The sequence below is a fragment of the Corallococcus sp. EGB genome (assembly GCF_019968905.1).
GTDB lineage: Bacteria > Myxococcota > Myxococcia > Myxococcales > Myxococcaceae > Corallococcus.
The window spans coordinates 7,228,865-7,242,239 of the sequence record NZ_CP079946.1; the positions used below are offsets into that span (position 1 = coordinate 7,228,865).

Annotated in this window: 13 protein-coding genes; 7 read left to right on the forward strand and 6 right to left on the reverse strand. The window is 71.8% G+C overall.

Translation table 11 applies throughout. The features are described 5' to 3' along the window. Positions 1-40: 40 nt before the first annotated feature. Entirely contained in the window at positions 41-802 is a 762-nt protein-coding gene (locus KYK13_RS29365; protein WP_223636310.1) for a crotonase/enoyl-CoA hydratase family protein, read from the reverse strand. Positions 803-852: 50 nt separating this feature from the next. Here KYK13_RS29365 and KYK13_RS29370 point away from each other — a divergent pair, with 50 nt between their 5' ends. Beyond that, complete coding sequence (locus tag KYK13_RS29370; RefSeq protein WP_223636312.1) at positions 853-1,839, forward strand: class I SAM-dependent methyltransferase; 987 nt, start codon at positions 853-855, stop codon at positions 1,837-1,839. A 17-nt stretch (positions 1,840-1,856) separates the two neighbouring features. On the opposite strand, the gene KYK13_RS29375 is transcribed toward KYK13_RS29370, so the two are convergent. Next, positions 1,857-3,071 (reverse strand): Dickkopf N-terminal cysteine-rich domain-containing protein, encoded by a 1,215-nt coding sequence (locus KYK13_RS29375; RefSeq protein WP_223636315.1) that lies wholly within the window; start codon positions 3,069-3,071, stop codon positions 1,857-1,859. Positions 3,072-3,311: 240 nt separating this feature from the next. On the opposite strand from KYK13_RS29375, the gene KYK13_RS29380 reads away from it, so the two are divergent. Continuing rightward, positions 3,312-3,974 carry an RNA polymerase sigma factor gene (locus KYK13_RS29380; protein ID WP_223636317.1) on the forward strand — a complete coding sequence of 221 codons (663 nt, stop codon included), beginning with the start codon at positions 3,312-3,314 and terminating at the stop codon, positions 3,972-3,974. Continuing rightward, a complete protein-coding gene (locus tag KYK13_RS29385) occupies positions 3,961-5,742 on the forward strand; it encodes a FecR domain-containing protein (protein ID WP_223636319.1) in 1,782 nt (593 codons plus the stop codon). Before KYK13_RS29380 ends, KYK13_RS29385 begins: the two co-directional genes overlap by 14 nt. On the opposite strand, the gene KYK13_RS29390 is transcribed toward KYK13_RS29385, so the two are convergent. Beyond that, positions 5,714-6,271: an FxsA family protein gene (locus tag KYK13_RS29390; protein ID WP_223636321.1), complete on the reverse strand. Its 558-nt coding sequence runs from the start codon at positions 6,269-6,271 to the stop codon at positions 5,714-5,716. The two genes, KYK13_RS29385 and KYK13_RS29390, sit on opposite strands and share 29 nt — an antisense overlap. Positions 6,272-6,383: 112 nt before the next feature. After that, on the reverse strand, positions 6,384-6,881 hold the full coding sequence (locus KYK13_RS29395; RefSeq protein WP_223636322.1) for a hypothetical protein: 498 nt from the start codon (positions 6,879-6,881) through the stop codon (positions 6,384-6,386). A 111-nt stretch (positions 6,882-6,992) separates the two neighbouring features. On the opposite strand from KYK13_RS29395, the gene KYK13_RS29400 reads away from it, so the two are divergent. The 3 genes from KYK13_RS29400 (at position 6,993) to KYK13_RS29410 (ending at position 10,059) form a co-directional block, all read left to right on the forward strand. Then, positions 6,993-8,306 carry a class I SAM-dependent rRNA methyltransferase gene (locus KYK13_RS29400; protein WP_370645187.1) on the forward strand — a complete coding sequence of 438 codons (1,314 nt, stop codon included), beginning with the start codon at positions 6,993-6,995 and terminating at the stop codon, positions 8,304-8,306. Positions 8,307-8,369: 63 nt separating this feature from the next. Continuing rightward, positions 8,370-8,864 (forward strand): YkgJ family cysteine cluster protein, encoded by a 495-nt coding sequence (locus KYK13_RS29405; RefSeq protein ID WP_223636327.1) that lies wholly within the window; start codon positions 8,370-8,372, stop codon positions 8,862-8,864. An 82-nt stretch (positions 8,865-8,946) separates the two neighbouring features. Then, the gene (locus KYK13_RS29410) at positions 8,947-10,059 is read left to right on the forward strand and encodes a glycerate kinase (RefSeq protein WP_223636330.1); all 1,113 of its coding nucleotides are present in this window, start codon (positions 8,947-8,949) and stop codon (positions 10,057-10,059) included. Here KYK13_RS29410 and KYK13_RS29415 read toward each other — a convergent pair whose 3' ends face one another. Then, positions 10,060-11,031: a nicotinamidase gene (locus tag KYK13_RS29415; RefSeq protein ID WP_223636333.1), complete on the reverse strand. Its 972-nt coding sequence runs from the start codon at positions 11,029-11,031 to the stop codon at positions 10,060-10,062. Between the two features lie 46 nt (positions 11,032-11,077). Next, on the reverse strand, positions 11,078-12,523 hold the full coding sequence (locus tag KYK13_RS29420; protein ID WP_223636336.1) for a nicotinate phosphoribosyltransferase: 1,446 nt from the start codon (positions 12,521-12,523) through the stop codon (positions 11,078-11,080). A gap of 197 nt (positions 12,524-12,720) precedes the next feature. Here KYK13_RS29420 and KYK13_RS29425 point away from each other — a divergent pair, with 197 nt between their 5' ends. Beyond that, positions 12,721-13,365: an MmcQ/YjbR family DNA-binding protein gene (locus KYK13_RS29425; RefSeq protein ID WP_223636340.1), complete on the forward strand. Its 645-nt coding sequence runs from the start codon at positions 12,721-12,723 to the stop codon at positions 13,363-13,365. Positions 13,366-13,375 lie beyond the last annotated feature (10 nt).

Sequence of the window (13,375 nt, forward strand, 5' to 3'; positions counted from 1 at the left end):
ACTAACACAGTCCCAGGGGCCGCGCAGCGCTCCCGGGGTCCTAGTCAAACCGGCCGTGCCGCCCCGCCCCCTTCGCGAAGCGCGTGGCCCCGGGGATGGACTCCGTCTGGAGCACCTTCACCCCGCCCTCGAACTCCTGGCGCATCGCGTCTTCGAAGGCCAGGTCGGCCTGGGCGTAGGCGGACGCCCGGTCCGCGTTCATGCACGCCTGGGGGAAGGCGGCAATCTGGGCGGCCAGGGCCTCCGCGGCGCTCCGGGCCTCCCCCTTCGGCACCACGCGGTTGACCAGGCCCATGCCCAGCGCCTCCGCCGCCGGCACGGGGCGCCCGGTGAGGATGAGGTCCAGCGCGCGCGCCAGGCCAATGAGCCGGGGCAGGCGCACGGTGCCCCCGTCGATGAGCGGCACGCCCCAGCGGCGGCAGAAGACGCCCAGCACCGCGTCCTCCTCCGCGACGCGCAGGTCGCACCACAGGGCCAGCTCCAGGCCGCCCGCCACCGCGTGGCCGCTGATGGCCGCCACCACGGGCTTGGACAGGCGCATGCGTGACGGCCCCATGGGCCCGTCCCCGTCCGGCTCCAGGCGCAAGAGGCGCCCTTCGGACACGGCCTTCAGGTCCGCGCCCGCGCAGAACGTGCCGTCATCCCCATACAGGACGCCCACCTTCGCGTCGGGGTCCGCGTCGAAAGCGCGGAAGGCGTCCGCCAGCGCCCGGGCCGTGTCCGCGTCCACCGCGTTGCGGACCTCCGGCCGGTGGAGGATGACGGTGGTGACGGGGCCGTTCTTCTCGACGCGCACGCTCATGGGCACGGGTTTTCCCCCGCCGCCGGGGCGGCCTGCAATATGAGGGGAGCATGTCGGACGAAGGCAACCAGCAGACACCGGGCGCGGGCATGTTCGAGAACCGCCTGCGCAAGAACGCGAAGCACCTGCGCAAGTGGGCCCGCGCGCAGGGGCTCACCGCCTTCCGCGTCTACGACCGGGACATCCCCGAGTACCCCTACGCCGTGGACCTCTACGGCGACCATGCCCACGTCGTGGAGTTCCCCCGCCGCAAGGCCCACGCGAAGGGCGCCACCGAAAGCTCCGAGCGCGACGAGGTGCTCGCCGCGGTCACCGCCGTGCTGGGCGTGCCGCCCGAGCGCATCTCCGTGAAGACGCACACGCCCCAGCCCTGGGGCCGCTCGCAGTACCAGCGCGTGGGCCAGGGCAGCGAGCGGCTGGTGGTGGAGGAGCAGGGCCTCAAGTTCTGGGTGAACCTGGGCGACTACCTGGACACCGGCCTCTTCATGGACCACCGCAACACCCGCGCGCGCGTGCGCACCGAGGCCAAGGGGAAGCGCTTCCTCAACCTCTTCGCGTACACCGGCGCGTTCACCGTGTACGCGGCGGCCGGCGGCGCGGCGAGCAGCGTGAGCGTGGACCTGTCCAACACGTACCTGGACTGGGCCGAGGACAACCTGGTGCTCAATGGCCTGGCGGACCCTCGCCACGTGCTCATCCGCGCGGACGCGAAGGCGTGGCTGGAGGACCAGGCGAAGCACGGGGATGAGAAGTACGACCTCATCGTCTGCGACCCGCCGTCGTTCTCCACGTCGAAGAAGATGTCGGGGACCTTCGACGTGCAGCGCGACCACGTGCGGATGCTGGAACACCTCCGGGCGCTCATGGCCCCCGGAGGCGTCCTCTACTTCTCCACCAACTTCCTGGGCTTCGAGCTGAAGGACTCCGCGACCCGGGGCATGGAACGGGTGGAGGAGCTCACCCCCCGCTCCATCCCCGAGGACTTCCACCGCAAGGAGATCCACCGCTGCTGGCGCATGGTGGCCCCCTCGCGGTGAGCGTCAGCCGCTGACCGCTACAGCCAGCAGACGTTGTCCTGGCAGCGCTCGCCGGAGGGGCACTCGCAGTTGGCCTGGCAGACCTTGCCGGAGCCGTGGTTCACCGGCTTGCACTGGCCGCTCGCGCACTGCTGACCGGCCGGGCACTCGCAGTTGGCGCGGCACACGGTGCCGGTCGTCCCCGCGTCGGTCGACGGCTGCTTCGGGGGCAGCTTGCAGTGGCCGCTGGTGCAGACCTCACCGGACGGGCACTCGCAGTTCACCGTGCAGGCCCAGTTGCTGCCCGAGCCCGCGTCAGGCACCGGCGACTTGCAGTAGCCGCTCGTGCACACCTGACCGGAGGGGCAGTCGCAGTTGGCGAGGCACGCCTGGCCCGGGTCCGGCTGCGGCGACTTGCACTGGCCGCTCTGGCACACCTGGCCGGCAGGGCACTCGCAGTTGGCCTGGCACTGGCCGCCGGAAGGAATGGGCAGGCAGTAGCCCACCTCGCACTTGGTGTCCGCCGAGCACTCCGTCGTGGACGTGCAGGGCGCGCGGCACTGGCCGTTCACGCAGTCGCGGCCCGTGGGGCACTGGGCCTCCGTGACGCACGCGTTCGGGTCCGTCTGCGGCTTCTGGCACAAGCCCTGGATGCACACGCCACCCGGGCCGCACTTGTCGTCACCGTCGCACTGCTGACGGCACGTGCCGTTGATGCAGAAGTGGTCCGCGCCGCAGTCCGCGTTGACGCGGCAGGCCGGGGTGCCGGCATCCATGCCCGCATCGGGCCTGGTGCCGCCGTCCGGCTTCGTGCCGCCATCCGTGCCCGCGTCCGGCTTCGTGCCGCCATCCGTGCCCGCGTCCGGCTTCGTGCCGGCGTCCGGCTTCGTGCCGCCATCCGTGGTGCCGTTGCCCGTGGAGGTGCAGAAGTTGTTCTTGCAGAGGCCGAACGCGCCGCAGTCCGAGTCGCGGTAGCACGACTGGGCGCAGTAGCCGTTGATGCACATCTGCGTGCCGGGACACTCACTGGAATACACACAACCCTGCGAGTTGGAGTTCAGGTCCCAGCAGCTGCCGGAGCGACAGTATTGGTTGGAGCCGCAGTCGGACGTGGTGACGCAGCCCTGGGTCGAGTTGTAGTCGTCGTCGGGCCAGTAACCGCCGCCGTTCGTCTCGAGGATGCAACCTGACAACAGGCCTAACAGCGCAAGGAACGGCACGTATAACGGGCCGCGAAGCGTGGTGTTCCTCATGAGTGGGGGCTCCAAAGGAATGAGAGTGGGTCCGGACCGGCCGCCGGGGGGGGTCTCATCCGATTTCGAGAGCCTTCGACGCAAGAGGCGGCCAGATTGATCAAATCTTTTTGATCTTTTTTTGTCCGTCCGGAGACCCATGGCCATGGAGGCTGTGTGCTCGTCTGGACCACCGATACAGACTGGAGGGCGTTCCTGAAGGAGGGGGACGTCCTGGGTTGTCCCGAAGGAGGGGCCCTGGTGTTCAGCCGAGGTGCGCGCACGTGGATGTCCGCGACCCCGCCGGGGTCCGACGTGGCGGGCGCGCGCGGGCCGGTCTCCGCGGAGGAGGCGCACCTGCGGCACCTGGTCCACCGGGTCCACGGCGGCGACCTGGCCGCCTTCGAGCAGCTCTACGAGGCCACGAAGGAGGACGCGGCCCGCACGCTGCGCCACCTGGTGGGAAACCGCGTGGAGGTGGACGACCTCCTTCAGGAGACGTACCTGCGGCTGCTCACGGCGGTGAAGGGCTTCCGGGGCGAGTCGCGCTTCAAGACGTTCCTCTACCGGGTATGCGCCAACGTGGCGCTCAGCCATCTGCGGTGGAGGCGGCGCCGGCCGGAGGACCCGTTCGCGGACCCGCCGGAGGTGGTGGCCACCGGCGAGGACCCGGAGCGCGCCGCGGAGCGCCGTCAGGCTGCCCGGTTGGTGGAGGCGGCGCTGGAGAAGCTCAAGCCCAAGAAGCGCATCGTCTTCGTCTACGCCGAGCTGTGCGGCATGAGCCCGGACGAGATCGCCCTCGCCGTGGGAAGCTCGCCCAACACCGTGCGCAGCCGCCTGCACCACGCGAGATTGGAGTTCACCGAGGCCATGCAGCGTCTGGTCGCCGCCCGGCCGGTGGGAGGTTCCCATGGCCGGCCATGAGACCGGGTCCCTGTGGGCCCTGGCCGCCGGAGCGCTGGATGCCGCTGGCAAGGCCCGGGTGGAGGCGCACGTGGCGGAGTGCGCCGCGTGCGCGGCGGAGTGGAAGCGCGTGGTGGAGGCCCGGGCGCTGCTGCACACGGCGCGCACGGTGGAGCCCTCCGTCCGGTGGGAGGAGACGGGGGCGAAGCTGAAGGCGGCCGCGGCGAAGCGGATGGCGGTGCCGGAGCGGCGCTTCCTCTCGCCCTGGACGCTGACGCTCGCGGGGGCCTGCGTCGTCGCGCTGGTGGTGTGGCTGGGTGGAGGGCTCTGGAGGAACAGCGCCACGCAGGCGCCGGAGCCCATGGTCGCGTCGGCCGCGGTCTCCCCCTCGAAGGAGGACGCGGCCCGGCCGGCCCCTGGACCCGAGGGACAGGAGCAGGTCCGGACCTGGACGGAAGCGTCCGCCACCACGGAGGCGGAGCGCGTCACCGGCGCGGTGCTGCGGGAGGCCACCGGGCAGGAGCGTGCGCTCGCGGCCGGGATGCGGCTGCGGTCGGGCATGGCGGTGCGTACGCCTCCGAAGGCTTCGGCGGTGCTGCGGCTTCCGGATGAGAGCCGGGTGCGCTTGTCGGCGGACTCGGACGTGGTGTTCGCTCGCGCGGAGTCGAACGCCGTGCACCTGACCGTCCAGCAGGGCCGGCTCTCCGTCAGGGCCTCGCATGCGAAGCGCGACGCGTTCCTGGTGGAGTCCGCGGGCCTGCGGGTCTCCGTCGTGGGGACGGTCTTCTCCGTGGAGCGCACGGCGGCCGGTGCCGCGGTGGCGGTGCTCGAAGGGCGCGTGCGCGTGGACGCGGACGGGCAGCCTCCGCGCTTCGTGGACGCGGGTGAGCGCGTGGAACTCGCGGGCACGGGGGGCGCCATGAAGCCTCGCGCGCTCTCCGCTGGCGACCGGCAGGCGTTCCGGGATCTGCGGGACGCGGAACCCGGCGCCGCGGTCGCGAGCCTCGAGCCCGCGAAGAAGAGCCCCTCACGGCCGGACGTCGCCAATCCCCCGGATGCGCGCACGCCCGCTCCCGAGGAGGCTGCCGCCGCGCCATCCCAGGCCGTTGTCCAGGCGGCGCCTGACGCGCCTGCTCCGGAAGCGCCTCGCCAGGAGATTGTCACGGCCGCCAATCCCCTGGAGTCCCCCAGCACCGAGATTCCCCAGCCGGTGGACGTGTCGCCGCGCGAGCTCACTCCGGCCGACGACTTCGTGCCCTACCCCGGCTCATCGGCGAGTTCGCTCGCATCCTCCGCGCCCATGCCGGCCGTGCAGGCCCCGTCCATGGCCCCGGCCCCGCCCACGGAGCCGCCGAAGCGCAAGACGCTGGGCGCGCTCGTCCCGGGCGGGCTCCTGTCGGAGGACTCGGATGAGCGCTTCCTCGGCTATGCCAAGGTGCAGACGTCAGCCGGCACATGCGGCCGGTTCCTCGTGGGGCTCGGAGAGATCGCCTCCGGCAGCCCGCGCACGAGCCACCGCGAGCAGGCCCGCATCCTGCGCGCCCGCTGCTTCAACAAACAGCGCCTGCCCGCGGACGCGGAGGACGAGTTCCGCCAGTACCTCCGCGAGTTCCCCCATGGCCACTACGCCAGCGAGGCCCACATCGCCCTGGGCAGGTCCGCCGAACCCGAGCCCGGCGCGCCCCCGAAGGCCCCCGAGCCCCTGCCCGCCCCGGCGCCCGTGACACCGCGGTGGAACGGCTCGCCGCAGCGCGTGCCCGTCAGCCCTGGCGTTCCTCGTCGCTGGTGAACTCCGCGTCCACCTCGCCCCCTTCGCTCCGGGGGCGGCGGAAGCTCGCGGAGCCCTCCGAGGGCTCCACCGTCGCGGTCGTCTCCTGAGGGTCGAAGCGCCGAGCGTCTTGGAACGGATCCCCGCCCGGCATGGGGCCCATGTGCGTGAAGCGCACGGAGCCCGACAGCAGCGTCTGCTCCAGCGAGCGCCGCACCCGCGCCGTCACCCAGCGGCGCACCGGCGGCACCATCAACAGGAGCCCCATCACGTCCGAGAGGAACCCCGGTGCGATGAGCAGCGCGCCGCCCACCATCACCAGCACGCCGTTGAGCAGGCCCTCCTCGGGCACGCCGCCTCCGGCCATGGCCTCGCGCCAGTTACGGAAGACCTTCTCGCCCTGCTTCCGGGCGATGAGGCTCCCCAGCACCGCGGAGACGGCCAGCAGCGCGAGCGTGGACGCCAGCCCGATGTAGTGCCCCAGGGTGATCAGCAGGTACAGCTCCGCCAGGGGCAACAGGATGCAGAGGATGACGAGGGCCTTGAGCACGCTGGCACGTTAACGCCAGATGCACGCCAGCGCTCATTGTGGTGCGACAGCCGCTCTTGGCTTGCCGCCCGCCAGGGTCCCCGCCACCCCACAGGTCAGGTCCCTCCCCGGCCTACTCCCCGCGCAGCTGTGCCATCAGGAAGCGCATCACGAAGAAGAGGATCGCGAAGCCGGCCACGGCGAAGAGCACCGCTCGCGAGCCCAGCGACATGCGCTCGGCCGGCAAGCCCATGTCCACCCGCTCCGCGCGGTCCATCGCCTCTTCCAGGCCGGGGGTGAGCTCCATGGGCTTCGCGGTGCGCCGGTAGTGCTCCGTGCGCAGGTACTGCTCGACCACCCGCTCCGTGGCGGAGCCCGTGAGGACCTCCCCCAGCTGCGGGTCGAACAGCCGGAGCTGGGCCTTGTGGGCCAGGCCCGCCGCCTCCGTGAGGGCCTCGCGGATGAGGTCCTCGCCGTCCACGAGCGGCACGCGCAGCTCCGCGCCCACCACCTGCTTGCCGTCGCGCAGGGGCAGGACCTCGATGGAGCCCACGCCCAGGTCCCACTCCCGCACGCCGTCCGGACGGGTGGTCCCCGGGCGTGCCGCCAGGAGGGCGTCCACCCGAGCCATGTCGAAAGGGGCGCCTTGGGTCCGCGCCTGAAGGACCAACTCGTAACTCACGCGGGTTGCGAGTATACGCCGCGCCGTCGTCCCCGCCTCTTTCCCTCCGAGACGCCTCCGATGAAGCCCTCCTCCCCTCCTCGCTCCGGCCGGCCCGGCGCCCCTCCCCCCGGCCGCGGCGGCAAGCCCGGCCCGCGTCCGGAGAAGCACGGCATGCGCCCCGAGAAGCCCCGCGCGGACCGCACGTCGCCGGAGCTGGGCCCGGACGGCACGCCCCAGGTGATGCTCCTGCGCCGCGGCTCCGACCGCTGGCTCGCGGGCCCGCCGTGGATCTACCGGGCGGACCTCAACGGCGACCCCGGCCTCCAGGGCGGTGAGGTCGTGCGCGTGGTGGACGGCCGCGGCTGGTTCCTGGGCAAGGCCTTCTATTCGAAGCAGTCGAAAATCTCCCTGCGCTGGCTCACCAACGACGACGTCCCGGTGGACGCGGACTTCTTCCGCCAGCGCCTCCAGTCCGCCGAGGCCCTGCGCAAGCTCGCGCTCCCCGGCGAGACGACGTACCGGCTGGTGCACGGCGAGGCGGACGGCCTGCCCGGGCTGGTGGTGGACCGCTACGGCGACTACTTGAGCGTGCAGTTCCTGGTCCCCGCCATGGAGCAGCGCAAGGCGCTCATCGCGGACCTGCTGGAGGAGCAGTTCCACCCGAAGGGCATCGTCAACCGCTCCGACGTGAGCGTGCGCCACCTGGAGGGCCTCACGCCGGAGAAGGGCCTCTTGCGCGGCGCGCTGCCGCCGGGCCCGGTGGCCTTCGACGAGGGCATGGTGCGCGTGCGCGCGGACCTGCTGGAGGGCCAGAAGACGGGCGCGTTCCTGGACCAGCGCGAGAACCACGTGATGGCGGCGCAGTACGCCTTCGGCGAGGCGCTGGACTGCTTCAGCTACGTGGGTGGGTTCGCGCTCCAGCTGGCCACGCGCGCGAAGCACGTCACCGCGGTGGAGATTTCGGACGCGGCCTCCGCGCAGCTGCGCGACAACGCCCAGGCCAACAAGCTCACCAACCTGGACGTCGTGACGGCCAACGCGTTCGACTTCCTGCGCGACGCGGTGGACGAGGGCAAGCGCTACGACACCATCGTGTTGGATCCGCCCTCCTTCGCGAAGAACAAGGACGCCATTCCGGCGGCGGTGCGCGGCTACAAGGAGCTGAACCTGCGCGCCTTCCAGCTGTTGCGCCCCGGCGGCATCCTGGTGACCGCGAGCTGCACGTACCACGTGGACGAACAGGCCTTCGAGGAGATGCTCGCCTCCGCCGCCGCGGACGCGAAGCGCCGGGTGCAGATCATCGAGCGCCGGGGCGCCGGCCGCGACCACCCCGTCCTCCTCAACCTGCGTGAGACGCGCTACCTCAAATGTTTCGTCCTGCGCATGCTGTGAGTTAGGGTGGGACCCATCCATGGGGTCCATCCACCGGCCCCCGACGTGCGGGAACGGTTCAGCATGGCACGCCAGGATTGGGACGACGCAGACGACGAGGCGCCCGCGTCGGGGACGCGGGCGTTGGAGCGCGCCCTCCAGGAGACGCGCACCGTCTACCGTCAGGCGGACGAGGCCTATGCCCCGTACTCGTGCCCGGCGAGCGGTGAGTGCTGCCAGCTGGCCGTCACGAAGCGTCAGCCCTGGCTGTGGCTCCCGGAGTGGGAGCTGCTCAAGCGCAGCAAGCCGCTCCCCCCTCCCCGCGCCGACGGCGGCTGCCCCTACCTGGACGCGAACGGCCTGCGCTGCACCGTGTACGCGGACCGGCCATTCGGGTGCCGCACGTTCTTCTGCCAGCGCATCCAGGGCCCCGCGCGGCAGCCGGCCGAAGAGGTGTCCCGACTGCTCCTGCGGCTGGAGCGGATTTCACAGCGAGTGATGCCCTCTCTGCAGGGGCCACGCCCCCTCCTGGAATGGTATGCGGGGGTCAGTACCGCCCCGGCCCGGGAGGAACGATGAAGTCCCTGCTGCAGACGCGGTGGCGGAGCGCCCACCGGAAGCTTCCTGTGTCCGTGCGGACCAAGACCGTGGGTGCTCGCGCATGATTCCCCCCCGTTGGTTGCTCGCGCCCCAGGAGTTCAAGGGCACCATGACCGCGGCCGAGGCCGCGGACGCCATGGCGGAGGGGCTGCGGCAGGCCTCGCTGGACGTGGTGCTGGACGTGGCGCCGCTCGCGGACGGGGGGCCGGGCACGCTGGACGCATTGCTCGCGGGCTCGAAGGGCGAGCGGCAGCGGCTCACGGTGCGCGGTCCCCTGGGCGCGCCGGTGGAGGCCTGCTGGGCGCGGCTGGACGACGGGCGCACGGCGGTGGTGGAGATGGCGCAGGCCTCGGGCATCGCGCTGGTGGCTCCGGAGCAGCGGGACGCGCGCGCCGCGTGCACCCACGGCACCGGCGAGCTGATGCGCGCGGCGCTGGACTCGGGCTGCGAGCGGCTCATCGTCGGCCTGGGCGGCAGCGCCACCACGGATGGCGGCAAGGGCGCGCTGGAGGCGCTGGGCTTCCGCTTCCTGGACGCGGAGGGCGCGCCGCTGCCGCCCGGTGGAGCGAGCCTCGCCAGGCTCGCGCGCGTGGATGCGAGCGGCAAGCACCCGCGCCTGGAGCAGGTGGAGCTGCTCATCGCCACGGACGTGACGACGCCCCTGCTGGGCAGCGACGGCGCCGCGCGGCTCTTCGGCCCGCAGAAGGGCGCGGACGCGGCGGCGGTGGAGGAGCTGGAGGCGGCGCTGGCCACGTTCTGCCGCATCGTGGACGAGGGCACCGCGAACCTCCCCGGCGCGGGCGCGGCGGGAGGCCTGGGCTACGGGCTCGCGGCGCTCGGGGGCGGCAAGCTCACCTCCGGGTACGTCCTGGTGGCGCGGGCGTTGGGGCTGGACAGGCGCGTGCTGCTCGCGGACCTGGTGCTCACGGGCGAGGGGCGCTTCGACCGGCAGACGTCCATGGGCAAGGGCCCCGTGGCGCTCGCGAGGCTGGCGCAAGCGCAAGGGACGCAAGTGGTGCTCTTCGCGGGCGTGGTGCAGCGGGACAACAAACCGGAGCTGTCCCTCTTCCGCGAGGTGGTGGAGCTGAGCGCCCAGGCCCGCCCCGGCGCCACCGCCCGGGAGACGCTGCGCGAGGCCACCACGAAGTGGGCGCTCGCGCACCTGGGCCGGTAGCTACGGCGCGATCGGATCCGTCGTCCGCACCACGCGCATCCCGGCGGCGCGGAAGCCCTCCAGCGCCTCCTTCGCCACGCGCGGGAAGTCCAGCGCCGCGGGCAGCGGCTCCAACGGAGGCGCGGGCACGGGGCTCATCGCGTCCTCCAGGATGTAGAAGCGCTGGAGCTTCGACGGCTCCGTGCGCTCCAGGGACTGCTGCAAATCCCTCAGCGTGGACAGCACGCAGTGCGAGCTGGCCTGCCCGAAGACATACACGCGGTCGAACGACAGCAGGTGCTCCATCAGCCGCGTGTTGAACCCGCCCACGCGCTGGCCCTTCACCTCCGTCACCTCCGGCGACATCACGGAGTAGTTCTCCGTGAGCGGGTGCTCGCCCTTCAGTTCGAAGTGCGTGGGCGTGTCGCGCACCAGCGCGTGGAAGAGGCTCGCCTCGTACATCGCGGGCACCAGCGCGTGACTCTGCCCGCCCAGCAGCGCGTGGTACGGCCAGATGGTCAGCACGTACCGGCCGCTCGCCTCCAGTCCCTCGCAGTACGCCAGGCTCTCCTCCGGATGGCGCGTCGCCCGCCAGCGGCCCTCGCGCACGTCCTTCGCGGTGATGACCGTCATGGGCGCGGGCGGATGTCCCTCCGCGTCCTTCCACCACGCCGGGTGGAAGATTTGAAAGGCCCGGTGCGTGTCCAGCGAGAACACCAGCCCCGTCAGCCGGTCCAGGTGCGCGTACAGCCAGCGCAGCGTGCGCTGCGTGTCCTCCACCGCGCCCGGGACGAAGAGGCTCGCGCCCGGCGTGCAGAAGGCCACCTGCGCGTCGATGCCGAACGCGGCGATGCGGAGGGAGTCCTCGCGGGCGGGGCGCACGCGGTGCTCGGCGGCGTAGCGGGAGGCCTCCTGGGAGACCTCCGCCACGCGCTCCAGGTAGAGCTGACCGACGCGGGCTTCGTCGTGGAACCGGGGAAGGGGCAGCGGCATGACGTCCTCTGGATGGGAGGCCCGTGGAGCCGCCGCGCCTTTCAGGTCAGCGGCCCTGCGGGAAGTGGCGCCGGGTGATGGACTCCACCAGCGCCTGCGTGGTGGAAGTGTACCCGATGCGCTGCTCCTCCGCCGTGAGGCCTTCGGCCCCCACCAGCGACGGCGCGGACGGGGCCGAGTCCATCAGCGGGAAGTAGCCCTGGGGCGTCGGCTCTCCCGCCTGCCCCACCAGCCCCAGCGGCCCGCTCCCCGTGCGGCGGCGGAAGATGACGGGCGTCCCCGGGATGCTCTGCTTGCCCTCGGCCAGCTCGTTGCCGAACTTCATCACCGGCGTCGCGCCCGAGCACGACAGCTTGTAGATGGCCGACACCCGGTCGCGCGTCAGCACATGGGACATGGTGCGCGCCACGATGTGGCCGCCGTAGCCGTAGAACTGCGTCGTCGCCTCCCAGCCCACCTGCTTGCGCAGCTCCTCGAACTCGCGCGTCATCTGCGCGTCCAGGCCGTCCTCCAGGATGATGACCGGCTTGATGCCCAGGTCCCGCGCGCGCGTCACCGCGTAGAGGTACTGCAGCTTCTTGTTCCCGGAGTCGAACCGGATGGAGTCCCCACCCTGCGGATCCTCCGAGATGAGCTTGAACGCCGCCGGGATGCCCGAGGTCAGCGTGTCGAAGGTGTCCAAGAGGTAGCTGGAGCGCTGCGGCCGGCGCTCGTGCATCGCGCGGTAGGCCGCGTCGTCGGAGCCGTAGCGCTGCACGTGCTCGTGGCCCATCGTGCCCACGGGAATCATGTCCAGCGCCCGGGCGCCCTCCACGTTGCTCGTGCGCTGCACGCCCGCCTCCTTGCACGCGCGCAGGGCCAGCACGTGCTGCTCCAGGCAGGTCGCCGCGCGCAGGCCCACCTCGAAGATGCGCGAGGGGTCCCCGACCACGTCCACCAGCTCCTTCACCTGGGCCCGCACGCGGCGCAGGTAGCCCTCCGTGTCCACCTGGATGGACACGGCCTTCACGCCCACCTGGTCCAGCGTCTCCAGGGCGATGCGCTTCTCCTCCTCGCACGACACCGTGGCCAGCGTGCGGGCCAGGGCCTCGCGGTCCTGCAGCGCCTGCGTGGCCACCTGCACGCGGTAGTTGAGCTGGAGCAGCAGCGGCTCCAGCCAGGACACCAGCGCGGACGGGCCCGTGAGCGTGAGGACGGGCTCGCGCGGCAGGAACACCGCGCCCCGCGGAACCGCGCGCACGGACAGCTGGGCCTTGCGCAGGATGGCCGCCTTGAAGCCCACGCCCATCTCGTAGTCGTGCCGGGCGAGGAACGCGTAGTCCTCCGGCTTCGGCTCCGGCAGCAGGCCCTTCACCCACGCCTCCAGGTCCAGCGGCATCACCTGGGGCCCGCCCTTGCGGTGCGAGTAGTAGAACGTTTCCTTCCGCAGGGGCCAGCCGGCCTCCGCCATGCTGAACTTGTAGCCATCCGTGGCGAGCAGCGACTGGGGCATCGGGCAGCGACTCCTTATCGTTGACCCAAAGACTATGCGCGCACCCCACCTCGTACCTAGGGCCCAGGGGGCGATGACTGCGGGAAACCACGGGTGGCCCGTCACCCGCATTCCTCCTGCAACCGACACATTGCGGAATACGCTGGATGCGACAGGTGCGGTTAAGCTGTCGCGACACACAACGAAGCCAGGTGCCCATGCCCGCAGAGAACGAGACGCAGAAGGTCGAAGCCGTACTGCGCGAACATGCGATGAGCTATCCCGGCGCCCACGAGGACTTTCCCTGGGGCCACCGGGCGATGAAGGTCAATGACAAGACCTTCCTCTTCATGACCGTGGACGGCGAGAAGCTGAACCTCTCCGCCAAGCTGCCCGACTCCAAGGACGCGGCCCTCACGCTGCCCTTCACCGAGCCCACCGAGTACGGCCTGGGAAAGAGCGGCTGGGTGACCGCCCACTTCGAGGACGCCTCGCAGGTGCCGGTGCCCGTCATCAAGGCGTGGATCGACGAGAGCTACCGCGCCATCGCGCCCAGGAAGCTGGTGGATCAGCTCCCCGCGCGGGGCACCGTCGTCCCCGGCCCCGCCGCGAAGCCGTCCAGGGCCGAGGGCAAGAAGGCCTCCGTGCGCCGGGCCGCGGCTCCGGCGAAGAAGGCCATGTCGAAGGTGAAGGCCGTGGCCAAGAAGGCCGCCGCCCGCGTGAAGACCGCGGCGAAGAAGGCCACCCAGAAGGTCTCGAAGAAGGCCTCCGCCGCCAAGGCCAAGCCGGCGCGCAAGGCCGCCGCTCCGGCCCGGGGCAAGCGCTCCGCCACCTCCGCGCCCAAGCGCGCCCGCCGCTCGTAGCGGGCCCGCA

Coding starts and splice junctions, on each gene's coding strand:
- KYK13_RS29365 (WP_223636310.1), bottom strand. CDS start 802: ATGAGCGTGCGCGTCGAGAAGAACGGCCCCGTCACCACCGTCATCCTC.
- KYK13_RS29370 (WP_223636312.1), top strand. CDS start 853: ATGTCGGACGAAGGCAACCAGCAGACACCGGGCGCGGGCATGTTCGAG.
- KYK13_RS29375 (WP_223636315.1), bottom strand. CDS start 3,071: ATGAGGAACACCACGCTTCGCGGCCCGTTATACGTGCCGTTCCTTGCG.
- KYK13_RS29385 (WP_223636319.1), top strand. CDS start 3,961: ATGGCCGGCCATGAGACCGGGTCCCTGTGGGCCCTGGCCGCCGGAGCG.
- KYK13_RS29395 (WP_223636322.1), bottom strand. CDS start 6,881: ATGGCTCGGGTGGACGCCCTCCTGGCGGCACGCCCGGGGACCACCCGT.
- KYK13_RS29400 (WP_370645187.1), top strand. CDS start 6,993: ATGAAGCCCTCCTCCCCTCCTCGCTCCGGCCGGCCCGGCGCCCCTCCC.
- KYK13_RS29405 (WP_223636327.1), top strand. CDS start 8,370: ATGGCACGCCAGGATTGGGACGACGCAGACGACGAGGCGCCCGCGTCG.
- KYK13_RS29410 (WP_223636330.1), top strand. CDS start 8,947: ATGATTCCCCCCCGTTGGTTGCTCGCGCCCCAGGAGTTCAAGGGCACC.
- KYK13_RS29415 (WP_223636333.1), bottom strand. CDS start 11,031: ATGCCGCTGCCCCTTCCCCGGTTCCACGACGAAGCCCGCGTCGGTCAG.
- KYK13_RS29420 (WP_223636336.1), bottom strand. CDS start 12,523: ATGCCCCAGTCGCTGCTCGCCACGGATGGCTACAAGTTCAGCATGGCG.
- KYK13_RS29425 (WP_223636340.1), top strand. CDS start 12,721: ATGCCCGCAGAGAACGAGACGCAGAAGGTCGAAGCCGTACTGCGCGAA.